We start from the raw sequence: 26,567 nt of genomic DNA, 5'->3' as shown, positions 1-26,567 counted from the left end.
GTAAAACTTCTCTTTGTCCGTTACAAGACTCAATTAGATAGAGAAGGGTCTAACTCAGTTCTTTGTTTAAAAATTAAACAATACAGTACGCCTATGATAAAGCCACTGATTGCTGGTAGGATAAAACCAACACCACTGGAAGCAAATGGAATCGTATGAACATACCAATTGGTTAAATTTGTTGTCAAATGATTTTGAATAGGTAATGCTTTGATACCATCAAATAAAGCAGGTATGGCTGTAAAGATTGTCGTCAATTGATAAACGATTCTGCGATTTTGGAAAAAGGCAGAGCAAAGTGCTGGGATGATCATTGCCATGGAAAGAGGATAAAGAATCATTAAAAATGGCATGGTCCAAGCAATAATGGTGTCAAGTCCAAAGTTTGCGGTAATAAAAGAAAGTAATGTAGTGATTCGAAGCCATCCTTTATAGCCGATCTTAGGGAAGCGGACAGAGAAATCTTGGGCAAATGAGGCAATCAATCCCATCGCAGAAGTGAAAACTGCTAACAGCGTCATCAAGGCCATAAAAATCAATCCCACTTTACCAAAATAGGATTGGACGATTTGAGTTAATGCAATCCCTCCGTTTTCGGAGATACCAAAGCGATTTAAAGACATCGTACCTAATGCAATAATCCCCAAATAGATACCACCACATAAAACCATCGTTAATAGACCAGATTTTACAGTATTTTTAGCAATCTGATCTTCATCATGAATCCCCATTCCTTGAAGCGCACGAATGATCGTAATTCCAAAAGCTAATGAGGCTAATGCGTCCATTGTATTATATCCTTCGATAAAGCCGTTGGTAGTTGCTGCTTGTTGGTAATCCAGTACAGGCTTGGCATCCAATGGTCCTAAGGGAAGAATCAAAGCGACGATAAACACAGCGAATAGTAAAATTAAAAATAATGGGTTTAAATATTTTCCAATGATTTTTAATAAATTTGATTCACGAGTTGATAAATAATAGGCTAAGCCAAAGAAAATAACCGAAAAGATAAATAAGCCAATCGTTGTATACTTTTCTGGTAAAATCATTCCTAAACTAAATTGATATCCTAATGCAGCAGTTCTGGGAGTGGCGAATAAAGGTCCTAAGGCCATATGGTTCATAATAAGAAATAAGGTACCATACCACGCAGCCACTGGTTTAGCAAAATCGTACAACCCGCTTGAGCGTGTTTTACTTAAGGCAATCAGTGCAGCTAAAGGTAATAAAGTAGAGGAGATCAAAAAACCAATCCCAGCAGATAACCAATGACTACCTGCAAGTTGACCTAAATGAGCAGGGAAAATAAGGTTACCTGCTCCAAAAAGCATTCCGAAAATGAGTGAAGCTAATAAAAATAATTTCTTTGTTGATAATTTTTCCATCATAAATAACTCCTTAATCGTTTAGTTAACATAAATGAAATGAAGCTAAACGTCTGACTCGTCTTTGTCTAAAAATTTGCATATATCTTTTCCTTTCTTTGGTGAAAAACACAAAAAGCCCGTTGGAATAATTATTCCAACGGGCAATTGACATTGCGGTACCACCGTTTTTTTTTGTTTATGAATAAACAATCTCTTAGCGACTCACTAATAGTGAAGCGCATTATCCGATAACGGGGATCACCGGCACAAACTTCTAACGTCACTTGTGCATCTCCAGAGTTACTTTCACAAATAATAGACCTACGATTTTCCACCAACCAATCGCTCTCTAAAATGCTTATTATTCGTTACTCTCTCTATCAATGATTTTTGTTCATTATAGAAGCAATGATGGACAGTGTCAAGACAAAAAAAGTAAAAAATTGAATTTTCTGTCAATAGATTTGGATGAAACGTTCACCATTGATTTTTTTCTTTCTTCTTAATTATGGTCAATTTTTATTGCTGTAAGAGTCTTCGTTAAGGACAGAAGCGTAGTTAAGTGTCTACATAATAAATAGTGAAACGAATACTTAATGGCTTGAAAAATGTGGGGAATATTCTTTGAGATTGTTAGAAACAGCCAACGATTGTTAGCAAAGTATTTATTTGACTATCTCTACAACAATTTTGAAATTTGATCGATCACACCGATTTGTTATCAGTTAGTCGTTCGATTCATCTTTTAAGACAAAAAAAGCAAAAATTGCAAGGTTAAACGGTTTCAAACGCCTTTTTTTAGAATGAATATAAGTAAAATAGGATTTACCCAATTGAGCGAAGATTAAAAAAAGGAGGTTTTGTTACATTTGCTGTAAAGAGAAAGGTGAGGGTAAGTGGATGAGAAAGATGACGATTGTTTTCTTTTTGTTCCTTATTTTTTTGACCATTGAGGCATATACGCGAACAATGATTGTCTACGCTGAATCTGTACAAAGCACAGCGGGGATCCGCTTTGTACCAAATCCTTCAAATGCATCATCAGAAGATCTGGCAAAAGAGAAAGACGGGCAGACAAAAAGAATGATGCAAAGAAAGCTCCCAAAAACAATTGATCAGCAGAGTAGTTCTTTGATGATCTGTGGTGGACTCATTGTAACAGCAGCAGGAGGTTTCCTCTTACTGAGAAAAGGAAAGAAGGAAAAAAATGAAAAAAGTAGTTTTAACAATCGCACTATTTAGCACATTCGTTATTAGTGCGAAAGCAACAACCGTTTATGCAGAAATAGCCGATGATACTCATGGCACAAGTATCGCTAAAGTTGGGTTAGAGAAACAAGATGAAACGGATGAACCAACGGATCCAATTGATCCACCAGATGTACCAGGTACGTATATTCCAACAGGAAACACCGGTGCTTTACGTATTGACTATATCTCAAATATTGACTTCGGTACACAAAAAATCGCTAGTGAAACAAAAAACTATACAGCTGGGAATTCAGATGAATTTGTTGAAACACAAATATCTGATCTACGAGGAAATGGTGCAGGTTGGAACTTACAAGTTAGCTATGATAGTGAAAAAGCAGGATTTTATACTGAAAATGGTGTTGCGTTAGCTGGGGCTGAACTAAGCTTGCCAGCAGGGACAGCAAAAACGGTGACAGAGAATCAATCTCCGGCAGCTGAAACGGCAACGGTAACAGTAAATAAAGATGCGCAAAATATTATGTTTGCTGCCGCAACAACCGGTCTAGGGACTTGGGAAGATCAGATGTCAGCAGAAGCTGTTTCATTAAAAGTACCTTCTGGTAACTTGGCGGGAACTTATTCTGCCACACTTGTTTGGACATTAACAGACGCACCAGCTTAATCTAAAGGAGAAGAAACATGAAAAAAAATATTCTAGCAACTACATTATTAAGTGTGTTAGCCATTAATACCATGAGTATGACCATCTATGCAGAAGAAATGAGTGATTCAGCAACTTCAACAGCAAAGATCACATTCGAAGGGAATGATACCCATTCCAACAAACCAGTGAATCCAGATAATCCAGATGATCCAATCGACAAACCAGACGAAGTAGATCCAGATGATCCTAACAATCATGGAACTGGCGATCAAGGACCACTTTCAATTGACTATGTGTCCAATATCAGTTTTGGTACACAAGAAATTTCACAAAATAAAAAAGTCTATGTCGCAGCAAATGCAAAACCATTTGTTCAAATTACAGATAAACGAGGAGTAGCTGGTGGCTGGTCACTAACTGCGACTGCTTCAAAATTTTCAGCAGCTGACAGCACTGAATTAAAAGGAGCAATCCTATCATTTGCGAATGGAGATACTCGAACGACTTCTGATAACATCAGCGGCAAACCTGATGCTTTTGATTTCACTTTTAACAATCATGAAGCTCAACCAGTTATGACGGCAAAAAGTCTGAATGGTCAGGGAACTTGGTTAGATGTATTTGAAGGAGAAGAAGGAAACAATACAAATGTTCAATTGACTGTTCCTGCTGGTTCTGCTCAAGCAAAAGAGTATACCGCAACGATTACTTGGACCCTTACTGCAGGTCCAACTGATGCACAATGATGCATAAACGTCATCATCGTTTTATTTGTTTAGTCACAGGCATCATCGGATTTTGGGGAATCCTTGATGTCAATTCGCTTACCTCATATGCAGATTCAGCTGAATCTGCATATAGTGTAAGTGCAAATATACCTGAAGAACAAACAAATAAAGATGTATCTTATTTTGATTTAACTGAAGCACCAAATGAAACGCGCGACCTATCCATTCATTTATCCAATGTCGGAGAAAAAGAAAGTGTCTTTGAAATAGAGATCAACAATGCAGCGACCAACACAAACGGTGTGATCGATTATAATCAACGAACAGTTAAAAAGGATGCCTCTGCCAAATACCAAGTCAGTGATTGCTTAACCACTGATGCAAAGGAAGTAACAATTCCAGCTGGAGAAGCAAAAGAAGTGCACTTTCAATTGAAAATGCCAAAAGAATCATTTGACGGGATTCTTTTAGGAGGTATCCATGTAACGAAAAAAGAGAACCAAAGTGAAAAAGTTTCTGGAACAGCGATTCGAAATAAGTATGCTTATGTTATTGGGGTTGAGCTTAGGAACAACAGTAAACCTGTCTCACCAGATTTGAAATTGATTTCTGTAAGAACTGGGTTACAAAATTCGTATGCAACGATTTTTGCACATTTACAAAATCCTACATCAACGATCATCAGTCAAGTTCATACGGAAGCGACGATCACTAAAAAAGGCTCATCAAAAGTGTTGTATACAGCAAACAAAGATCATATGTCGATCGCACCCAATACGAACTTTGATTTTCCGATCAGTGTCAACAAGAAGAAAATCGATCCGGGAACTTATATGTTAACAGTGGATGCGACAACAGAAAATAATCAAAAGAAATGGCATTTAGCAAAAACATTTACGATCAAACCAGAAAATGCCAAAAAAATCAATGATGAAGCAATTACAGAAGAAAAAGCAGAAGTATCTTATCTGCCGATGATTATTGGGATAGGCGGCTTACTATTAGGGATCATTGTGTTCTTAAGTTACAAACTGTTCCAACAAAAAGGTAGGTGAGGAAGGAAATGAAAAAGCAAAAAGTGAATAAAAAATTATTATTTCTAGTCGCCTATTTTGCTTTGTTCAGTCTCTTTCAGCTAGCCTTCTCTACTAAGTCAGTTGTTGCGGATTCATGGCCTGATGGACAATCAGAAGCTGACATCTATGGTGGACATATCCATGCTAAAATCACCTATGTAAAAGATGGGAATCCAAATTATACAGCGATTGGGGATACGATAACAGTTACAACAGTTTTAGAAAAAAAAGATGATACAAACCTTGAAGAAGAGTATAAGCAATCAACGTTAGTGACGGTTTTTCCTGATAAAGAGCAAGGGTTGGAATTATTAGGAGAACCCGAACTTGTTTATAAACATGGTGGTGTAACAGGTAACGGAAATTTGATGACTCCATCTAAGGAAGTTGCCTATGACATCATAACGGCTTATAACTTTTATGGACATACAGAATTTGGAGATTCCAAGTCCTATGATGGGCGGATTACAGAAATATTGCCGCTCGCTTCAGACGGTATCTCTGATGGTCCTTATAGTGACAATTACTCGGTTTATCGATTATTGGAAAAAACGGGTGATTCAATGACGATCACCTATCGTGCCAAAGTCACAGAAAAAGCAGTCACTAAGGATAAATTTGTCTTGCGTGCATCTGTTTGGGATAGTATGAAAAAAGATATTGGATTTACTCATTTTTTATCTGCTGAAATGCCAAGCTTTCAATCAGAAAAGTTAGCCTTATCTTTTGATGATACGAGCAAAAATCTAGAATTAGATTCCGAGCAGATCGCGCTAACAGGTAAATGGAGTGGTCCTTTGGACGATCTCACAGCTTACTTAACAATCAATGGGATGATAATGAACACTGATGAACTATTGTCTTGCTTCAAGAGTGATGGCACATTTCGTGTACCTGTTGACCTGAGTCAGCTACCATCAGTTTCAGAAGTGAATAATGTGACTTTGATGATTCAAAAAAGTAATGGTGAGTCAGCACAAGATTCAACGGTCTTAAGAATGACCAAACCTGCTTCACCTCCTACGATTGAACTGGCAAATAATCTTGCTAATCAAACGCTCGTTCTTTACCCGGGGGATCAAGGGTTTACCTTAAGTGGCAAGTGGAAAGCCGATAGTGGTTCGTGGATCAATATTTATTATAAGTTAAATGGTGTTGAAAAAAAGCTGAATGATTCAGATTCGATTGCGAATACACAACCTGGAAATATGGTTGATTTTTCAAAGAATTTCACACTTGCAGACTTAGCAGCAGGAGAAAATCAATTTGAAGTTTATGTTAAAAATGAAAAACAACAACAATCAAATATTGAAACATTTAAGGTGATCAAAGAAGCGGGGGTTGTGAGATTTGTAAACGTACCAGATCTTCTGACTTTCATGGCAATCCCCGTTGCTAGTCATACGATTCAAACAAATTTGACACAGGCAGCCAATCTTTTAGTAGAAGATACAACTGGAAAACCGATGAATTGGAAACTTAATGTGTCACAAACTGAAGAGTTTAAAGATGGTAAACAAGTATTACCAGCCACTCTTTTTTATCAAAATGGTGATACGGCACAAGTCATCGAAAAAGAACATCCGATCACACTTCCTATGACTGAAGTAACAACTAATAATAAAGTCCGGAATTACAGCATTCTACAAAATTCAGAAAACTATTTTTATCTAAATGTTCAACCCGGTGGATATGCTGGGGAATATTCATCACAGGTGGAATGGACAATTGTCAATGCCCCTTAGTTACTTTTATTGATAAAATATAGTGGAGCTGGTTAACAGGGATATTCAAATGATTGAAATCCAGATGTTTAATATTGAAATTAGCGAAATAAGCCAAAGATAGCCAAAATTACTTTTTGTATTTAAGCTATCTTTGGCTTATTTTTTGTATTGTTTTATTAAGGATGGTGCAAATGCTGATCAAAGAAGACTGTTCATTGGTTGAAATAGTGGAAATAGTTTGGATAGTTCTATGCTAGTAAAAAATGATGATTAAATGAAACTTGGATTTCTATCTAATTGAGAAGGTTAAGGTAACGTGAGATTCAGTTTTACAGTTAAGCTCTAAGGTGGTTAAATAAAAATTAAATTTTTCAAATATTCTAAATATGCTTGCGATTTTTCTAGTATTTTTTATTATTCATGTTATCTTATAACAGTAATGTTATTGGTTGTCAAAAGGGGAGGCACCAATTAATGAAAAAGTGGTATGTTTGAAAATGATAAACTGGTTTGCTTAGGGGGATGGGTTAATGGAAGTGATTATTTATATTATAGTGGTTCATCTTAATTTTGCACTGATAGGTCTCATTTTATTTGCAAAAAAAAGGATTTTTATGGATTGCTTCATTCGTTTGGGATTAACGCTACTTAATATATGGCTGATTGAATGGACGCCAGTATTTTTGGTTTTACTTTATTTTTATAATGGAAAATATATTTTTCAGGAAACAAGAAATCTATTTATTGTTTTTTTATTAAATACTTTTTGTGTAAATTTTATCGGTATTTCTGTTTTTTTGACAATTGAAGTGCCACGATTTTTAGAAAATTATGACTTGTTAGCGAATGCGATCCTAGAAATTTTGCTTTTAGTGGCAATCCTAATTGTAATGAAAGAATTAGATAAAAAGTTTCGAATTAGTAATTATCTATACGCATATAAAAAAAATCGTCTGTTTTCGACATTTTTGATTATATGTATGTTCATGTCACTTTTGTGGTATCATTTGCTTTTTTCGATGGATTCATTGGATTTCCTTTTAACCTCTTTTATTTTAGTTGCTAGTAATTCCTTTTATGGACTACTTATGCTTTTGATTTTATTGAATGAAAAAAAGGAAGAATACTATCAGATCTATTTGGAAAGCATGAAAAAAAATGAAGAATATTATCAAAAGCTAGAAGAATTTCGTCATGATTATAAAAATTATGTTGGTGTGATGGAAGATCTTGTACAGAATAAACAAATTCATAACGAAATAGAGGCCATCGTAGGGGAAGAAAAAGAGTTTTTTGAAACGCAACTCAACGATGCTTTACACATGAAGTTACAAAAAATTTATGATCCACTGTTGCAAGGAGTTTTTGTCAAATTTGTTAAGCGGGCAGAAGAGCTTCGGATACCTTATAAAATCCAAGTTAATCATATCATACCCAAGCTTTCAATGAATTCCTATGACATGATTCGCTTATTTACAAATATTATCGAAAATGCGTTTGTTCATTATGATCAAACGATGGCGAAAGAAAAAAAAGAAATCACGATCATCGTTGAACATTTGTGGGATTGTTTTTATTTTGAATTTAGTAATCCCAGCAAAAACACTGGAAAAAATCTAACTGAATTGTTTCAAAAAGGAACAACCAGTCAGAAAAGTAGTAAGGGAATTGGGTTATACAGTGTCAAAAAAATCGTAGAAGAGAATGAGAATCTTGCATTGAATTTAAAGTATGACAAACAAGAGCAACGTTTTTACTGTATCTTAACTTTGAAAAAAGAAACAGTCCATTAAAAAAAGCCACTCGCCTATTTACTGAATAGGCAAGTGGCTTTTTGTTGTACGTATGGGACTAATGAACTAAATGATTTTCATTTTTCAGATGTTCCATAAAATCCACTAATTTTTTTATGCTTCGACGGCTAAGGATTAAGGTATCATCATTTTTAAACACAATTTCATTGTTTTTTTTATCTACTAATTTAATGTTAGCTGGGTTGATGGAGTAACTCTTCAAATCATTGAAAAAATGAAAGTTTTGAAACGTTTGTTTTAGTTCTTCAATTTTTCCATGAATCAAAAAAAATTCTGTTTGACAGAAAAATTCAATGGTCGAACGAGAACCTGTGATTTTACTTAAGTAATTGACTTCTTTAGGGTCGATTAAATAGATTTTAGAAAGTGATTCGATTTTAATGAGTTTACTTTGTCCTTGTTGCAAATTCGAATGGTTGAATAATAATTCTTCCAAGCCATTTACAGCTTCCATGATGTCTTTTTTACTATAGTATTTATCTGCTCGAATATTTTGATTGATAATCTCCATCCCTTTAGTTGTGTCATTCGTCAAAAACAGGATGTAACAAGAATGATTTCTCTGACGAATTTTTTTGCTAAAATCAATCCCAGAATGAAAACGGTTCAATTCAATATCAACAATAAAAATATCTGAGTCTTGGATAGGCATAAAATCAAGGTCAGCATAGAATTTTTCTAATTGAGAAGGCAAGGGGATGGTTAACGAAATTGCTGCTAAATTAGCACTACGATTATATTGTTTACGAAATTCTTCTTGATGGAATACATTATCTTCAATATAGTACACTTTCACACACATCACCTCCAACTTTCAATCGTTCTTAGTATAGCAAGAATCAATGTGTGGATAAAGAGAATAAAAGAATAAATTATTAGACTTTTTTTATTTAATATTTAAATAATTGAAAGGAAATATAGATGTTGAAGTAAAATTTGAACGAAAGAGTCAGAGAGAAAACGGTTATTTTGTAAGTCTAAAAATCATCTGGAAATAGTCTACAGGCAAAAGCTGGGATACCTTTTTTAAAAGTTGAATCAATGCGTACTGTTTTGTTCGTAAAAAGAAAGAACATCCTATATTAGTTGGTCATATGAAGAAAAGCAAGAATGAGCAAAGAGAAAAATTAATTGAAATAGCCGTTACAAGAAAACGCTTTTATGTTAAGGTAGATACGTAAAATAGTACATTGGTTAGGGAGGGTATTCAAATGACAAGGGAAGAAAAAATATATGATGTAGCATCACAGATCATTTATGTAGTCATAAACAATCTTTTTTTTATTGTTGTAAATTTACCGCTGTTTAGTTACCTTTATTTGATGATTTATCAAGGAGTTACTTTATATTTAATCTTAATGGGTCTCTTTATGATTCTGTTTGCTATTTCATTGATCGCACTATTTGAATCGCTGCATCAGTTTATTATTAAGAAACAGGAAAGCAATCTCCGATTTTTTTGGCGGAGCATCGCTAAGGCATGTTCTTGGGATAGTTTACCTGTCTATTTGTTCATCAGTCTGATTGCTTCAATAGGATTTCTCTTTTTTATGGTTGAACTTTCTCCAATTTTTTCTATATTTGTCATTATTTATGCTATTTTAGCGGTCTACGGGATGTTGATCCTTCCTTTTGCTATCATGGAAACGATCCTTTTCCAAAACACATTTTTAAAAACGTTGTTGAATGCGATGATTTTATCTTTCCAGAAATGGCAATTACAGCTTTTTACGATTGCCTATCTGTTATTTGTTCTTTTATTGTTTCCACGCTCGCCAGCTATCTTCTTTTTTGTCGGTTTTAGTGGCTACTGCTACTTGTTTTTAACTTTTTATACACCATTTTTACAAACTCGGATAGCGAGTATTAAGGGATTGGATCAGAGAAATGACTAAAAGCATGACGAGGATTAAACATAACCTTTTGAAACACGCTTTTTATCGTTACATGTTGTGGATGAGTGTTAGTTTATTAGTATTATTCTTTATTATTTATCTCATCACAGTTTCTTTCCATCAAAAAAGAGATGAAAATCTAAAGGAAATCAACTTAAATTTTTATACAGAAATTATGATGATGAAAAATGCAACAGATAATATGTTGGCGCTTTTGTATGCGGAACAACCTGATTTGGAAGATTTGAGGCAAATTACTAATTTATCACTCGCAGAATACTACGAATACAAAACGACTACTTACATGAAACATGCCGGTTCAAAGTATAATGGAACCCAAAATTTTGTTAATCAGTCCTTTAAAATGAATGATTATTTGTCAACGGTAGTTATTTATCATGCGCAGACGAAACGTAGCGTAGTCTTTCAAAAAGATCAGACAACCACGATGAAAAAAGTGGATGAATTTCATCTAGCAGACCCAAACGATATCGAAAAGACAAAAAAGCAAATTTTTAAGATAAATAAGAATAGAAATCTGATTGGATTTCACAAAGAATTACATAAAGAAACAGATTTAAGTTACGCAGCAGATGTCTATTTTTATTATGATATTTCTCCATTATTTGAAAAGATTCATTATCAAGTGTTAAGAAACAACGGCAATATTCAAGTTTTCTACAAAAACAACCCTATTCCACCGGAGATAAAACCAAAATATGTTCTAGACCAACGTCAAGCAGAACATTACGTGGTTACAGCCACGACAAAGTATGCCAATGTTTTTACAGAATATTCTTTGATCTATACTGTCTACTCTTTTTTTGCCATCCTTGTGTTTTTAGGTTTTTTCCCATTTCTATTTCAGTATTTGCAAAAAATAGAGGGAAGACTCTCTCAACTAACTCAAAAAATTACCAAAGTAAAAACAGGGAATTTTGACCCTGAAAAGTTCGCTCAATCAGACGACTATAAAAGTGATGATGCGATTTCTTTGATCTCTTCTAGTATTGATGAATTAGCGTATCAGTTAAATGACCAGATTCATCAAGTTTATAAAAGTAAGATTAAACAAAAGGATTATCAGATCCAAAGTATTCGGTCCCAGATCAATCCACACTTTCTTTACAATACGTTAGAAGCAATTCGAATGAAAGCAGAACTAAATGAAGATCACGCAGTGGCAGGAATGCTCTTAAATGCTGCAACATTATACCGTAAATTGATCAAGGGGAAAGATGTCATTTGTTTAGCGGAAGAATTGGAATATTGTGATGCTTATCTTAGTCTTTTTGAAATACGTTTTGAAGATGCACTATTTTATGATATTGTTTGTGATCCAAGTCTTGAATCTTTGCTGATTGAGAAATTTACGATCCAACCAATCATCGAAAATTTTATTCATCACGGGATTGATTCGCAACGCCAGGATAATTTCATCGAGATCCATTGTTTTGAAAAGGATGATCGGTTGTACATTGAAGTAGTAAATAACGGAAAGCCAATTCCAAAAGTAGAAAAACAAAGAATCCAAAAACAACTTGCTCAAAACAGCCATGATCTGGAGATGACTGCCCCTACTGGCTTATTTGGGGTAGATTATCGAATCAAACAACGCTTTGGTCATCAGTATGGCGTAACATTTACTACGCAAGAAGATTATGTGAAATTTCAAATCACCATGCCTAAAAAAAGAGGAGGGGAGATCGTGTGAATGTTTTACTAGTTGATGATGAACCGTTAATCACAGAAGGAATTGAGAAACTGCTAAAAAAAACAACCGGTAACACAAAAAATTTCACGACATTTAAAACAACTTCCGGTATTGAAGCATTGAAAATCCTAAATGAGGTAGCTATTGATATTTTATTAACAGATATCAGAATGCCTGATACTGATGGATTGGCACTTGCTAAAAAGGCACGTTGTGTACAAAAACAAATAAAAATCATCTTTATCAGTAGTTATGATGATTTTAGTTATCTGAAACAAGCCATTCTCATTGGAAGCAGTGATTATCTTTTAAAACCAGTCGATCCTATTGAGTTAGCCACTACTTTTGGGAAGTTGACAAGAGAAATAAAAGAAGAAAAACTCTTTCAGCATTTGAAGAACAATCAACAGATTGATGTGTTTCGTGTCAATTTGTTGCGGAAATTGCTGCATCAAGAAATTTCGTCAACGGAATTAGCAAAATGGCAGGACATCCTTGAACCAATCACGGATTGGCAAAATTATACCATCACTTACCTAGAAGGTGCTTTTTATAATGATAAACTTTTTGAACGTGTTTCTGAGCAGTTATCGGTATTATTCGTCCAACCTTATAGCCTTTTATTGGAACCGAATAAACTTCTTTTGTTTTTTTCTCCTAAAGAAGAACAACATTATCGGTTAAGTATTCAATATTTATGTGAGACATTTGATTTATTTGCGGTCATCGGCAGTGGCTGCCATTCATTAATTGAGATCACGCATTCTTATCGAAGTATTGAACCATTTATGGAAAGTAAAAATATCTTGGAAAACCCATTAGTCATTGATCTATTTCCTAAAACTACATTGATCAACGAATACCAACTAACGCAGAAAATTTATTTTAAAAGTTTAGCTTATCTTGAAAACCAATCGATTGAAGCATTCCAACAATTAGCTATTGCCAATATTGATCAATGGAAAGACCATCCGATTCAGTCGTTAGTATGTCATTACTTGCTGATCGCACTTCACAAAGGGATTGCTACTCTGGAAAAACAAGAACAAGCTTATCAAGAGTTACAACCATTGATCTACGCATTAAAGACAGCAGACAAATCAGTTTTTAAGAAAAAGATAGGTACGATCTGTTCAAAACTGACTGAAATAAGTTGTACCACAAAAAGTCATTCTCCAGTGATTGACCAAATCTTATATCTAGTCAATCAGGATTTCACGAAACGCTACTCTTTAAAATCATTAGCTGAGCGGTTTCATATGAATCCAGCCTATCTTGGACAGCTTTTTTTAAAAGAATTGAATATGAGTTTTAGTGAATATGATAAAAAAATTCGTATGAGAGAAGCCAATCAGCGAATCAAAGAGAGTACGGAAAGAATTACTGTGATCGCAAAAGCCTTAGGATATGATGATATCAGTTTATTTTATCGTCATTATAAAAAAGAATACGGAATAACCCCCAATAAAGCACGCAAGTTCGAAAATGAAAGAGAGCCGTTGAACCTAAAATGAAAAATCATTCTTTTATCATTTTTTATGACTAAGAAAGGTGTTGCAAAACCAATAATGAAATCATGAATCATTTTTCGAGAAGAGTGATATTCCAGACTCTTCTTTTTTGTGTCTTTATTACACACAAAAAATATTGTCTATAATTTTGCCAATAAATCTATAAAATCGCAAATTGAGAAAGCGCTTTATTTACTTTATGATAAACGTAGATAAGGAGTTGAACAGGATGGAAGAAAATTTAGCAGCAACATTTGTCAAAAAGAAGCAGGAAAATCGTGTGTTAAAAACATTTAAAAAAAAACGACCTTTATTTTTCCTTTCTTTACCAGGAATCATTTGGTTTGCGATATTTTCCTATTTTCCACTTTTTGCGATTTTAGTGGCGTTTAAAGATTTTCGATTAAGTGGTAATTTTTTTGAGAGTTTTATGAAGAGTGATTGGGTCGCTTTTAAAAACTTTGAATTTATTTTTAAAAGTGGGAATGCTAGCCTGATTATTCGCAACACGGTTGGTTATAATGTGCTGTTCATTGTTATGGGAATCATCGTGCCATTGATCCTTGCATTATTGTTAAATGAAATTTTCAGTAAGCGACTATCAAAATTGTATCAAAGTGTCATGTTTATTCCTTACTTTCTTTCGATGGTCGTTGTCAGTTATATCGTATTTGCATTTTTGGACCCGACAAATGGGTTTATCAATCAGTTTTTGATAAGTATTGGGAAAGAGCCGATCCAATTTTATATGCAAGCAAAGTATTGGCCTTATATTTTAGTCGTTGTACAAATGTGGAAAACGATGGGCTACAATATGATTATTTTTTTAGCCGCAATATGCGGGTTTGATAAATCTTATTACGAAGCAGCTAATCTTGATGGAGCAACAAAATTCCAACAAATCTGGTATGTCACGATTCCTATGTTGAAACCGGTGATCATTATGTTGACGATTTTAGCAGTAGGGGGGATCTTTCGGACAGACTTCGGATTGTTTTATCAAGTGCCAAAAGATTCAGGGGCGCTTATCAATGTGACACAAACCATTGACACTTATATCTATCGCGGATTGTCGTCTATGGGAGATATCGGTTTATCGGCTGCTGGTGGACTGTTGCAGTCAGTAGTTGGCTTCTTTTTAGTGTTAGGAACCAACATGATCGTCAAAAAAATCGATAAAACACAAGGAATCTTTTAAGGGAGGAAAAAGAGTGGAAGCAAAAAAAACACTAGGTGAATCTTTGAACCGATTTGGACGAATCAGTAAAAAAAATAACCTTTTGATTAGTCTGGGTTTAGGGATATTGACCTTTTTAACTGCTGTTCCTTTTATTTTAGTTTGTATTATCGCCTTTACTGATTCAGAATCGATCCAACGAAACGGGTACCGACTGCTACCTGAAAAATGGAGCCTAGCAGCTTTTCAAGCAATTTTTGAAGAAGGAGCGATTTTTTCCGCTTTCGGTACAACGATTTTCATTACGATCATTGGGACCGTCATCGGTGTGTTTTTAATGTCGACCTTTGCGTATACCCTTTCTCGAAAGACTTACGCTTATCGAGGGTTTTTATCAAGGTATTCTTTGATACCCATGTTGTTTAGCGGTGGGATGATTGGTAATTACATTGTGATTGTGAATGTTTTAGGGTTGAGGAACTCTATCTGGGCATTGATTTTACCTTTGTGTATGTCCACGTTTTCAATCATGGTTTTGAAAACGTTTTATCAAATGTCTGTCCCAGAAGCATTGATTGAATCAGCATATATCGATGGTGCCAGTGAGTGGTTGATTTATTTTAAAATCGTACTTCCGTTATCGTTGCCAGGTATCGCAACCATTGCCTTATTCTTAACCTTAGGCTATTGGAATGATTGGTTTTCAGCATTACTTTATACCGATAATAATCAATTGGTACCGTTACAGTATTTGTTGATGAAGATGGAGAATAATATTGAATTTATTGCAAACAATGCTGGAAAAATGGGGATGACCCAAACCGGTGCTTTACCCACTGAAACGATCAAAATGGCGGTGGTAGTAGTAGCTACTTTACCGATCTTGATTGCATATCCTTTTTTTCAAAAATATTTTATTGGTGGTTTAACTGTTGGCGCAGTGAAAGAATAGTATAGGAGGAAAAATAATGAAAAAATTTGTATTGCTAGGAGCTGCATTATTAGCAGGAGGTCTTTTAACAGGATGTTCAAGTAACAAAACCAGTAATGCGAGTGAGTCTGATACGGTGGATCTTACTTGGTACATAACGGGTATTCCACAAAAAGATGTGGCAAAAGTGAATGAGGCGGTCAATAAGTATACAAAGGACAAATATAATGTCACAGTGTCTCTTAATCAAATTGACTGGGGTGAATATGACCAAAAGATGAGCGCACTGGTCAATGCCGGAGAAAGCTTTGATCTCGCATTTACTGCTTCTTGGCTAGGAGGATTTAATTATTTAACCAATGCTCGAAAGGGCGCATTGTACGATATCACAGAATTACTTGATAATGAAAACCAAGGATTAAAAGCTGAAATCTACGAGAATTTTTGGAAAGGTTCCACCATTGATGGAAAGATATATGGGGTACCAGCGCAAAAAGAAATCGCTGCTACGGAATATTTTGTCTTCAATAAAGAACTAGTTGATAAATATGATGTTCCGTATGAATCAATCAAAACCTATGATGAACTTGAACCATGGCTCAAAACGATCAAGGAAAAAGAAGGAATCAATCCTTGGTACATGTCTGAAGGTTACCGAAACCCTTATAAATTCGATGAATTATCAACATCCGTTGGGATCAACCTTGAAGGAGATGAAGGGAAGATCGTCAATTATTATTTTGAGAAACCATACGTTGAACGGGTTGAAAAAGTGAGAGATTTTATGAAAAAAGGCTATGTCAATAAAGATGCAGCACTGGCAAAACAAACCGATATTGTTGGGAAAGAATGGTTTGTTACTTCAACCGTGATGGGACCACTTGATACAGCAACAGTCAAAGACCAAGTGAAAAAAGATGTAGTGGTAACGCCTATGGTAGATTCAATTGTGACGAATGCTTCAGCAATGGGTGGCGGTACGGTGATCAGTGCGAACTCGAAACATCCAAAAGAAGCGATGAAGCTATTAGAAGCTGTAAATACCGACGAAAAATTGATGAATCTCTTATCCTATGGTATTGAAGGAACACATTATGAAAAAACTGGGGAGAAGACAATCAAATGGTTAGATGCTCATAGCAATTATACGATGCCATTTTATATGTTTGGGAATTACTTCAATCTTTATCACCAAGAAGGTGCACCAACAGACGAATGGGAAGTGTTGAAATCTTATAATGAGCAAGCAGAAGCATCCCCAGCACTTGGATTCAACTTTGATACGAAAGATGTGACAACGCAACTTGCTGCTTTGAATAACGTACAAGAAGAATTTAAAGCATTGATCAACACTGGCTCAGTTGAAACACAAGAGAATTTGAATAATATGAAGAAAAAAATGAATGCGGCTGGACTAGATGAAATTATCACGGAAATGCAAACACAATATGATAGTTGGAAAAAAGAACAAAAATAATACAGATAGTACAAGCCAGGAGCTCAATTTTTTTAGTTGTTTCCTGGCTTTTCACTAGAAAAGAGGAATAGTGTGAAAAAATTACTAGAATTTGAACGTGTGCAACGAATCATCATAGAGTTAAAAAAGAACATGATCAAAACTGCGATACCTGTTGAGAATTTAGTTTTTCATTCTGAAACGGGGACAAAAGAATTTGAAAGAGGTGCTTATTTTGGCGAAAAAAATCAGTACTATACAATTGCAGGAGAACTCTGTTTACCAAATGAATTTCAAAATCAAACAGTCGATTTAGCAATATTTTCTTCACTAACTGAATGGGATTCAACGACAAACCCTCAAATAAAAGTGTATTTTGATGATCAGCTGATCCAAGGGTTAGATGTTAACCATACGACTTTGCGGTTACCCAAAGAATATACCTCAAGAGATCGGATTCCATTGCAAATCGAGGTTTTTTCAGGTCGGGAGGAAAAAAAATATCCTTTGACGGTTGAGCTAAGGTTGATCGATCCTTTGACTTATGAACTCTATTACGATTTGTTCGTGATATTGGATAGTTGGCGATCGCTAAACGAGCATGACTCGAATTATATCTATTATGAAAGAGAATTAGGACAAGTAGTTGATCAATTGAATTTTTATAAACCTTATAGCTCAGAATATTATCAAGGATTAATGAAAGCAAAAGAACACTTAGAACATGCATTTTATCAAACAGGCTTAGTTGAAAATGCTCCTCGTGCCTTGGTTGTTGGTCATACACATATCGATTTGGCTTGGTTATGGACAGTGATGCAGGCGGTTGAAAAGGGAGAACGTAGTTTTTCGACTGTATTGAAATTAATGGAGGAATATGATGAACTGACTTTCATTCAGAGTCAACCACAAATGTATCAATTGATCAAAGATACCTATCCGCAACTATATGAGAAAATCAAAGAAAAAATTGTTGCAGGCAAGTGGATTCCAGAAGGGGCTATGTGGGTAGAAGCAGATTGTAATCTTGCTTCAGGTGAATCATTGGTCCGTCAATTTCTTTATGGGAAACAATTTATACGCGAAGAGTTTGGTCAAGAAAGTCAAATTTTGTGGTTACCAGATGTTTTTGGCTATTCTGCAGCTTTACCGCAAATTTTGAAAAAAACAAACACGCCCTATTTCATGACAACAAAACTTTCTTGGAATCAATTCAATCAGATCCCTTATGACAGCTTTTTTTGGCAAGGAATCGATGGTAGCCGAGCGCTAACTCATTTTATTACGACAATCAGTGACGGTTATAGCCCGACACCTTATTATACGACTTACAATGGACTACTCGATCCTTATACGGTGAAAGGAAGTTGGGAACGCTACTTAGATAAGGATGTCAATGACAGTATTCTGATCGCTTACGGTTATGGAGACGGTGGTGGAGGACCAACACGAGACATGTTGGAAACGTTGAAGCGTATGAAAAAAGGTTTGCCGAGTATGCCCCAAGTCATTGAAAGCACAGCGATTGATTTTTTTGAAGAACTCTCCAAAAAAATGGTCAAGCATCAGGAAAAAGAGTGGCTCGGAGAACTGTATTTTGAATACCATCGGGGAACGTATACCTCCATCGGGAAAAACAAGCGCAACAATCGATTTGGTGAAACGTTATTACAGACAGTTGAAAAATTATATAGTATCTTTGCCCGAGAAAAATATCCAGCTGAAATGTTGGAAAAATCATGGAAACAATTATTGTTAAATCAATTCCATGATATTCTTCCAGGAAGCGGAATCAAAGAAGTTTATGATCAGACAGATATTGATTATCACGAACTTTTCACTGAAATGAACCAATTAATTGACACAGTGTTGCCAAGTCACGATGCAGGACAGTTTCTTTATCTGTTCAACCCTAGCGGAGTAAGTGAACAAGTCATCGTTCCATTACCACTGGAATCAGGAGAATGTCTGGAACATCAAGGTCAGTCGATTGTCAGCCAAAAAACGTATGATGGACAATTCTTAGGACGATTCGATCATTTACCTGCTCTCGGTGGGAGTTATTACACTATTGTAAAATCAGATCGTGAAGTCACGACTAAAACGGAAACCACTCCTTTAACTAAGCAATACGAGACACAAGACTTTAGTCTTTTATTCGACGAACACTATCGTATGATCAGTGCATTCGATAAAAAGAACCAACGAGAAATCGCTGGTAAGAAAGCAGTGAACGAACTACTGGTTTACGAAGATCTGCCTTTAAATTATGATGCATGGGACATTGACTTTTACTATAAAAATAAACCAACAATCATCACCGATATTCAAGAAGCATTGATTGTTGATCAAGGTCCGATTCGGGATACGTTGAAAATCGTTAGAAAGTTTTATGATTCGACTATTACACAATACATCCATTTGATTCACGGAAAAGCACGAATCGATTTTGAAACGAAGGTTGATTGGCAGCAAAATCATAGTCTCCTTCGAGCAGAGTTTCCAGTGCCTGTCAATGCCTATCAAGCGACTTATGATATCCAGTTTGGCAATCTACAACGACCGGCGCATAAAAATACTTCTTGGGACAAAGCAAAGTTTGAAGTATGTGGTCATAAATGGGTAGATCTATCCGATGATGGCTATGGGATTTCATTATTGACAGATTCAAAGTATGGCTTTGATGCTCAATACCAACATTTAGGAGTCTCATTGATCAAATCTGCCACAGACCCTTATGAAACAGCAGATCAAGGAAATCATCAGTTCACCTACTCGCTTTATTGCCATGCTCAAACGTGGAAGGAAGCGAAGACCCAAGAAGAAGCTCGTCAATTAAATATCCCTTGTTTGGCTGTTCGTCAAGAACAGAAAACTTTACCAGAAGGTTCGTGGGTGAACTGTCAAGAACGAAACATTTGTCTGGAAACCTTAAAGAAAGCTGAAACGGATGGATCCATCATTATGCGGGCTTATGAATTTGAAAATCGCCAAACAACAACGGTCTTAAAATTTTCTCAGCCAATTCAACATGTACAGATTTGCGATCTATTAGAAAATCCAATTGAAACGGTCGCTTTAGATAATGATCATGAAGTTACTGTGGTGTTCAAACCTTACGAGATCCATACCTTCAAAATCCAATTAAAGGAGCAGAACGATGGGTGATTTGCAAAAATTGTTGCAAAAAATGACACTAAAAGAAAAAGTTGGACAATTGAATCAACGATTGTATGGCTGGCAAGTCTACGAAAAAAAAGATGGAAAGCTTTTTTTGACGGACTATTTCAAAAATGAAGTGAAAAAATATGGCACAGTCGGTGTCATTTATGGGGTATTTCGTGCCGATCCTTGGTCTGAAAGAAATGAGCTGACTGGTTTAACAACCAGTGAGGCACAAGAAGTCAGTCAAATGATCCAACAATACATGAAAAAAGAATCCCGTTTAAAAATCCCGGTCTTATTATCCGAAGAATGTCCCCATGGGCATCAAGCCTTAGAATCCACCACACTGCCAACGAATTTTTCAGTAGGATGTAGTTGGAATCCCGAACTTTATCAACAATTGCAGGAAATCGTGGCTGCTGAGTTACAAGAAAAAGGAGCTCATCTTGGACTAATTTCGACTTTAGATCTATTAAGAGATCCACGCTGGGGCAGAACAGAAGAATGTTTTAGTGAAGATCCGTATCTAACAGCAGCCTTTACCCAAGCAGCTGTAACTGGTTTACAAAAAGAACAAAAAATTAAAGCTGTGTTAAAACATTTGGCTGGTCAAGGAAACGTCATGGGAGGACATAATTCTGGTCCAGTGGCAATCGGAGAGCGTGAGTTAAGGGAAATCCATTTACCCGCCATTCGAGCAGGAATTAAAGCTGGCGCAAAAGGCTGTATGGCAGCGTATAACGATATTGATGGTGTGTTTTGTCACACGAATCCCCATTTGTTACAAGAAATTTTACGAAAAGAATATGGGTTTTCTGGAATCGTCATGGCCGATGGTTGTGCATTAGATCGAGTGGCAGAAACTTGTGGCGATCCATCAATGGCTGCAGCCAAAGCCATCTCTAGTGGAGTTGATCTTAGCTTATGGGACGAGGTGTTTCCTTATCTAGAACAAGCAGTGGCTATTGGGCTGGTAAGTGAAGAAGTGATTGATCGTTCTGTTTTAAGAATTCTTGAGTTGAAAAGCGAATTAGGTCTTTTCTCTAGCCAAAGTTCACCGAAAGTTTCTTTTACTTCGGCACAAAAAGAAACGTTGTGTACAGCTTTGGCAGAAGACAGTCTAGTATTGTTGAAAAATGACAATATATTACCTTTGAAAAAAGAGAAATTAAATCAAATTGGAGTTGTAGGACCTCATGCGAATAATATCTATCATCTATTAGGTGATTACACGCCTTTTAAAAAAATAGCATCATGTTGCAATCTATTGCAGGGGATCGAAGAGCACACGGCAAATTCAACTACCCAATTGGCTTTTGCTCAAGGCTGTCAGATCACAACTGATTTACCTCAAGGACTAGACGAAGCAAATCAAGTAGCTGAAAATGCAGATGTCATTGTCGTGACTTTAGGTGGGTCCAGTGCCAGAGATTTTTCAACGGCTTTTGCTAAAAATGGCGCTGCATTACAGGGATCACAAGAAATGACTAGTGGGGAAAATATTGACCTAGCCTCGATCGAACTACCGGAATGCCAAATTAAACTAGTCAAGGAATTAGCAAAACATGGAAAACCAGTCATTGCCGTTTTGATTGAAGGCCGACCTCATAGTATCTCAGCGATTGAACCATATGTTTCAGCGATTCTTTTCGCTGGCTATCCAGGACAATACGGAGGAAAAGCGATCGCGAATGTTCTTTTTGGAAAAAATCCGAATGGTAGATTAGCGTTTACGATTCCCGAGCATTCAGGTCAATTACCCGTTTATTATAACTATCGAAATACTCAATTTAAAGAAACGTATACCGATTATCCTGAAAAGCCAACCTATCGTTTTGGCTATGGCTTAAGCTATACAAGGTTTGAATTGACCGATGTACTCTTTACCGATCATCAAGATCATTCGATTAAGGTTTCTTGTCGAGTGAAAAACACAGGTAATCATAGTGGAGCAGAGACGATTCAAATTTACGGGAAAAAACAACAAGGTTTTATTCCCCCACGAGAAAAAGAATTGCTCGCATTTAAAAAAGTACATCTAACCCCATTGGAAGAACGAATGATTGAAATTATCCTAACAAAAGAACAGTTATACTATTTAGATGAAACGTTTAAAGAAGTATTGCCAAGAGAAGTTCATTTGACAGTTGAAACAGTTACCTTTAAACAAAGTATTCAATTATTTAGAAAGGTTGATGATCATGAAAAAAGCACATGGTGTATCCGCAGTTGAACAGGAAAACGAAGACCGTAAGCTGCGAAAAGACATTGTCGAAAACCATCAAAGCGAAACAGATCATTACCAGGAGTTACCCGCTAATATCCAAAAAAAACTCGATTGGTTTCAAGATCAAAAACTGGGAGTGATCTTTCATTGGGGGCTGTATAGTATTCCCGGTATTGTAGAGTCTTGGCAATTGTCACAAGAAGACAGCTGGGCAAGAAAAATACCTTGGCGCACGAACATGGTCGAATTACGAGAAGATTATTGGGGGTTGATTCATAGTTTCAATCCTTATAAGTTTGAACCAACTAAGTGGGCAAAGCTGTGCCGACAAGCTGGTTTTCGCTACATGATTTTTACAACAAAACATCATGACGGCTTTACGATGTATGATACAAAGTATTCGGATTATAAAGTAACTGCAGCGACATGTCCCTACCATAAAGCGCCGCAAGCAGACATTTTTAAGGCAGTTGTCACCGCTTTTAGAAAGGAAGGACTAGCGACAGGTGCTTATTATTCAAAACCAGATTGGCATAGCTCTTATTATTGGTTGCCAGAAAGAGAAGCGACTGGGAGATACGCAAATTATGACCCAAAAGAGTTGCCTGAAGTCTGGCAGAAATATGATCGGTTTGTTACGAATCAACTCACTGAAATTAGCCAAAATTATGGCCAACTTGATATCTTATGGTTAGATGGAGGCTGGGTGAATCAGGGCAATGAACAACTCGATATGGAAAGAATAGCGAGTGAAGTTCGGCATTCTCAGCCAGATCTCTTGATTGTCGATCGAACCATTGGCGGGGCCTATGAGAACTATGTGACACCAGAAAGAAAAATACCTGAACAACCACCAGTCAAAGTATGGGAAAGTAATATCCCATTAACCAAAAATTGGGGCTATTGGCCAAATGATGAGTATAAAGAAGTAGCAGAAGTTATTCTATCATTCGTCCAGATCGTTGCAAAAGGAGGAAATCTACTACTAGGAATCGGACCTAAACCAAATGGAGAGTTACCTACAGAAGCGGTAGCGATTTTAGAAAGACTAGGCGATTGGTTGGAAAAATATGGCGAAGGAATCTATGAGACAAGAGCAGTACCGTTTGATTCCCCTGAAGGCTGGTATGTGACCCAGAAAAATGACGATTATTACTTTTTTTATAAAGAAAACGCTTCATCTTTATTGCTGTCTGAGGTAGGATTGGATTATAGAAACTTTACCATTCAAGAACTGTCTGAAAAAAATCAGGTAATGGGATCAGAAACTTTAGTACCAGGAAAAACGATAGAGGGCATTGGTTGTTGGCAACTAATGGCAGAATAAGGAGTGGATGCTAATTGATGAATGAATCAAACAAGCCAATATCTGTTACAAAAGCACCTTCTTTAAAAGAGCGTGGCGTGATTTTAGATATTGGACGTAAATTTTATTCAATGGATTTTCTGAAAAAACTTGTAGACTACATGGCTTCATTGAAAATGAATGCTTTGCAACTTCACTTTTCTGATAATGAAGGATTTCGGTTGGAATGCGAAACAATTCCAGAAATCACATCAGAGAAATTTTTGACGAAACAGGAAATGACGGATTTGATTGATTATGCGGAGCAAAAGGGGATTTCTGTGATTCCAGAGTTTGATAGTCCTGGTCATTTGCAACGGCTGTTGGCAATCTATCCACAATGGCAAATGGAGCGAAAAGGCGAGGATTCTTTGATTTTTCCCACTAATCGAGCCCTTGATATCACCAAAAAAGATGCAGTTACCATGATCAAAAAGATGATAAAAGAATATGCAGAGTTATTTCATCGTTCCGATTATTTCCATTTAGGTGCAGATGAATACATTGAATTTTCAGAGTTGGATAAATATCCTGCATTAAAAGCACAAGCAATCGTGGAATACCACGATCCAACCCGTCAGTATGATGTTTTCATCGACTACATCAATGAGTTAGCAGACTATGTCGAAACATTAGGTAAAAAAGCTAGAATTTGGAATGATGGTGTCTATAAAAAAGGACTGCTCATGAAAAGTAAATTAAAACCTTCTATTCAAATTACGTATTGGACGAAACATCAAGCAACAATGGCGACTGCGGGGGAATTTCTCACTCGTGACCATCAATTGATCAATGTCAACGATCAATTTTTCTATTTTGTTTTAGGAGAAGGTGCCAGTTATAAATATCCTACAGCTCAAAAGATTCAAGACCACTGGACGATTGATCAATTTCCTGAAAACCAACGATTAACAAACGAACAAATGAAAAAAGTACAAGGTGCCTATTTTGCCATCTGGAGTGACTACCCTGATGCTTTGACTGAAGAGGAAGTCTTAACGATGATTAAAGAACCATTAGCTGCACAACAGCAAATCATCTGGCACGAAACAATATGAACAAGCAGTGATCAAAGAGGTGAATCTATAGTTGATGTTGTCTTCAATAATTGATCCTGGTGTTTCTTAAAAGTTGTCCAAACAAAAAAGCCGAAGATTTCAAAAATTGTTTCTTTTTTGACATTCTTCGGCTTTTTTAGATCTAGAAATTGTTACCAGGTTCTTAACTATCTAATCAATAATAAGATCTGGTTAGAACGATTCTCGTACCAAAAGGCATCAACGCTAATTTAGCTAATTTAAACGACTGTTTACCAAATGGAATACCAATGATCGTAATATAGAGTATAAGACCACTAATCACATGGGCAATCGCTAATGGGAGTCCACTGATAATCAACCAGATGATATTGATAATTAAAGAAGTCCCACTATCGCTATAAATCACTTCTTTACCAAATGGGAAAAAGCTAAGAGTTGCCAGCTTAAAACATTGTAACCCGATTGGAATACCAATGATCGTTATACACCAAATGACTCCTGCTAAAAACCAACCAATCCCACCGATACAGCCTCCAAAAATAAACCAAATCAAGTTTCCTAACATTCTCATTTTAACACCTACTAAATTTTTTCCCATTATACCATGTAATGGTTCTTAGAGTTCCTTTATTAAAGTTATTTAATTATGTGTTTTTTGTTTTGGATAAATGTTTTTTAATATTAATTATATATAAAAATAGTTATTTAATGGTGAACTAAGAACAGAAAGAATGTGAATGGAAAAGTGGGTTTGCTTAATTACCTTAATAAAGAAAAGTGATTGACTTATGCATCTTTTAGATATATCATTCTTGTATCTAAAAGATAGATAAGGAGGAAGAAACATGATGAATGAACTGTTTGTTCTAGGAGAATTGATGGAATCACCACAAAATGGTTATCACTTAAGAAATGCAATGCAGGCTTCTTTAGGCAAAAATCGCAAAGTCAGTTTTGGTGTTTTATACCCATTGTTAGACAAGTTGGCAAAAAATGGCTTAATCACTATTACTGTTAATGAAGAAGGCCGTACACAAAAGACTGCCAGTATTACTGATAAAGGACGTCAACGATTTTTTGAATTAATGAAACAAGATGTTCCCAGTGGCGCTCATACAGAAGAAATTTATTTAATCAAACTCGATTCGATGCAACATCTCTCATTAGACGAACAAAAAGAATTGTTAATGGTCTACATACGTGAAAAACAAATCACGGTTGACGAAATCAAGGGCTATTTAAAAAAACTAGACGAAGTAAAAAAAATCGATCATTGGTATGCGTCTAAAAAATTAGAATTATTACTTGGAAAAGCTCAGTTAGCAATCCAGTGGGCAGAAGATTTTTTATCAGAACTACCTTATGTGGAAGAATAAGCATGATCATGGTGTAGAACAAAACGTGACAGTTCTTAACATCAGGTCGATTTTAAAACGTCATAAAAAAGCAACGATACTGTAACTTTTTATTAGTTACAGTCTCTTTTATACAAAAAAATATATATCTAAAAGATATATTAAGGACGATAGATGGAGG

At 35.8% G+C, this 26,567-nt stretch carries 20 protein-coding genes and 1 other annotated feature; of the genes, 17 read left to right on the top strand and 3 right to left on the bottom strand.

The annotated features are described in order from the left end of the window. Positions 1-29: 29 nt before the first annotated feature. Positions 30-1,388, bottom strand: coding sequence for a branched-chain amino acid transport system II carrier protein (gene brnQ, locus IGK21_RS07925; protein ID WP_034698322.1), 1,359 nt, complete (start codon positions 1,386-1,388; stop codon positions 30-32). Positions 1,389-1,521: 133 nt separating this feature from the next. Beyond that, positions 1,522-1,760: a binding site (T-box leader), on the bottom strand. Between the two features lie 507 nt (positions 1,761-2,267). Here brnQ and IGK21_RS07920 point away from each other — a divergent pair. From IGK21_RS07920 to IGK21_RS07895, 6 genes are all read left to right on the top strand, one after another. Next, positions 2,268-2,609, top strand: a complete 342-nt coding sequence (locus IGK21_RS07920) for an LPXTG cell wall anchor domain-containing protein (protein WP_010737766.1) — start codon at positions 2,268-2,270, stop codon at positions 2,607-2,609. Next, positions 2,575-3,243: a WxL domain-containing protein gene (locus IGK21_RS07915; protein ID WP_010718897.1), complete on the top strand. Its 669-nt coding sequence runs from the start codon at positions 2,575-2,577 to the stop codon at positions 3,241-3,243. Before IGK21_RS07920 ends, IGK21_RS07915 begins: the two co-directional genes overlap by 35 nt. Positions 3,244-3,260: 17 nt before the next feature. Beyond that, entirely contained in the window at positions 3,261-3,971 is a 711-nt protein-coding gene (locus tag IGK21_RS07910; protein ID WP_010737764.1) for a WxL domain-containing protein, read from the top strand. Continuing rightward, positions 3,968-5,008: a DUF916 and DUF3324 domain-containing protein gene (locus IGK21_RS07905; RefSeq protein WP_034698318.1), complete on the top strand. Its 1,041-nt coding sequence runs from the start codon at positions 3,968-3,970 to the stop codon at positions 5,006-5,008. The genes IGK21_RS07910 and IGK21_RS07905 overlap by 4 nt, the downstream gene beginning before the upstream one ends. A gap of 8 nt (positions 5,009-5,016) precedes the next feature. After that, positions 5,017-6,774, top strand: a complete 1,758-nt coding sequence (locus tag IGK21_RS07900) for a hypothetical protein (protein WP_034698315.1) — start codon at positions 5,017-5,019, stop codon at positions 6,772-6,774. Between the two features lie 512 nt (positions 6,775-7,286). Then, positions 7,287-8,549: a GHKL domain-containing protein gene (locus IGK21_RS07895; protein WP_010737761.1), complete on the top strand. Its 1,263-nt coding sequence runs from the start codon at positions 7,287-7,289 to the stop codon at positions 8,547-8,549. Between the two features lie 58 nt (positions 8,550-8,607). Here the strand turns inward: IGK21_RS07895 and IGK21_RS07890 are convergent, their stop codons facing one another. Beyond that, positions 8,608-9,372: a LytTR family transcriptional regulator DNA-binding domain-containing protein gene (locus IGK21_RS07890; RefSeq protein WP_192924244.1), complete on the bottom strand. Its 765-nt coding sequence runs from the start codon at positions 9,370-9,372 to the stop codon at positions 8,608-8,610. 409 nt (positions 9,373-9,781) lie between these two features. On the opposite strand from IGK21_RS07890, the gene IGK21_RS07885 reads away from it, so the two are divergent. The 10 genes from IGK21_RS07885 to IGK21_RS07840 all read left to right on the top strand — a co-directional run bounded on the left by IGK21_RS07885 (position 9,782) and on the right by IGK21_RS07840 (position 25,049). Then, on the top strand, positions 9,782-10,465 hold the full coding sequence (locus tag IGK21_RS07885; protein WP_181915051.1) for a hypothetical protein: 684 nt from the start codon (positions 9,782-9,784) through the stop codon (positions 10,463-10,465). Then, a complete protein-coding gene (locus tag IGK21_RS07880) occupies positions 10,458-12,179 on the top strand; it encodes a sensor histidine kinase (protein ID WP_034698309.1) in 1,722 nt (573 codons plus the stop codon). The genes IGK21_RS07885 and IGK21_RS07880 overlap by 8 nt, the downstream gene beginning before the upstream one ends. After that, positions 12,176-13,693, top strand: a complete 1,518-nt coding sequence (locus IGK21_RS07875; RefSeq protein WP_438719177.1) for a response regulator transcription factor — start codon at positions 12,176-12,178, stop codon at positions 13,691-13,693. The genes IGK21_RS07880 and IGK21_RS07875 overlap by 4 nt, the downstream gene beginning before the upstream one ends. Positions 13,694-13,919: 226 nt before the next feature. Further along, positions 13,920-14,888 (top strand): ABC transporter permease, encoded by a 969-nt coding sequence (locus IGK21_RS07870; RefSeq protein WP_438719176.1) that lies wholly within the window; start codon positions 13,920-13,922, stop codon positions 14,886-14,888. Positions 14,889-14,901: 13 nt separating this feature from the next. Next, complete coding sequence (locus IGK21_RS07865; protein ID WP_080704589.1) at positions 14,902-15,819, top strand: carbohydrate ABC transporter permease; 918 nt, start codon at positions 14,902-14,904, stop codon at positions 15,817-15,819. A 16-nt stretch (positions 15,820-15,835) separates the two neighbouring features. Next, positions 15,836-17,275: an ABC transporter substrate-binding protein gene (locus IGK21_RS07860; protein ID WP_034698299.1), complete on the top strand. Its 1,440-nt coding sequence runs from the start codon at positions 15,836-15,838 to the stop codon at positions 17,273-17,275. 72 nt (positions 17,276-17,347) lie between these two features. After that, on the top strand, positions 17,348-20,422 hold the full coding sequence (locus IGK21_RS07855) for an alpha-mannosidase (protein ID WP_034698297.1): 3,075 nt from the start codon (positions 17,348-17,350) through the stop codon (positions 20,420-20,422). Next, the gene (locus IGK21_RS07850; RefSeq protein WP_034698294.1) at positions 20,415-22,652 is read left to right on the top strand and encodes a glycoside hydrolase family 3 N-terminal domain-containing protein; all 2,238 of its coding nucleotides are present in this window, start codon (positions 20,415-20,417) and stop codon (positions 22,650-22,652) included. The genes IGK21_RS07855 and IGK21_RS07850 overlap by 8 nt, the downstream gene beginning before the upstream one ends. Further along, entirely contained in the window at positions 22,621-23,973 is a 1,353-nt protein-coding gene (locus tag IGK21_RS07845) for an alpha-L-fucosidase (RefSeq protein ID WP_034698555.1), read from the top strand. Before IGK21_RS07850 ends, IGK21_RS07845 begins: the two co-directional genes overlap by 32 nt. Positions 23,974-23,990: 17 nt before the next feature. Beyond that, the gene (locus tag IGK21_RS07840) at positions 23,991-25,049 is read left to right on the top strand and encodes a family 20 glycosylhydrolase (RefSeq protein ID WP_232622374.1); all 1,059 of its coding nucleotides are present in this window, start codon (positions 23,991-23,993) and stop codon (positions 25,047-25,049) included. A gap of 175 nt (positions 25,050-25,224) precedes the next feature. Here IGK21_RS07840 and IGK21_RS07835 read toward each other — a convergent pair whose 3' ends face one another. Next, entirely contained in the window at positions 25,225-25,602 is a 378-nt protein-coding gene (locus IGK21_RS07835) for a YccF domain-containing protein (RefSeq protein ID WP_010718913.1), read from the bottom strand. 274 nt (positions 25,603-25,876) lie between these two features. Here IGK21_RS07835 and IGK21_RS07830 point away from each other — a divergent pair, with 274 nt between their 5' ends. Then, positions 25,877-26,407 (top strand): PadR family transcriptional regulator, encoded by a 531-nt coding sequence (locus tag IGK21_RS07830; protein WP_034698288.1) that lies wholly within the window; start codon positions 25,877-25,879, stop codon positions 26,405-26,407. Positions 26,408-26,567: the final 160 nt, after the last annotated feature.

Origin of the sequence: Enterococcus sp. DIV1421a, assembly GCF_051711025.1 — a bacterium.
Taxonomy (GTDB): domain Bacteria; phylum Bacillota; class Bacilli; order Lactobacillales; family Enterococcaceae; genus Enterococcus_B; species Enterococcus_B hirae.
This window is presented reverse-complemented; position numbering and strand designations above follow the sequence as displayed.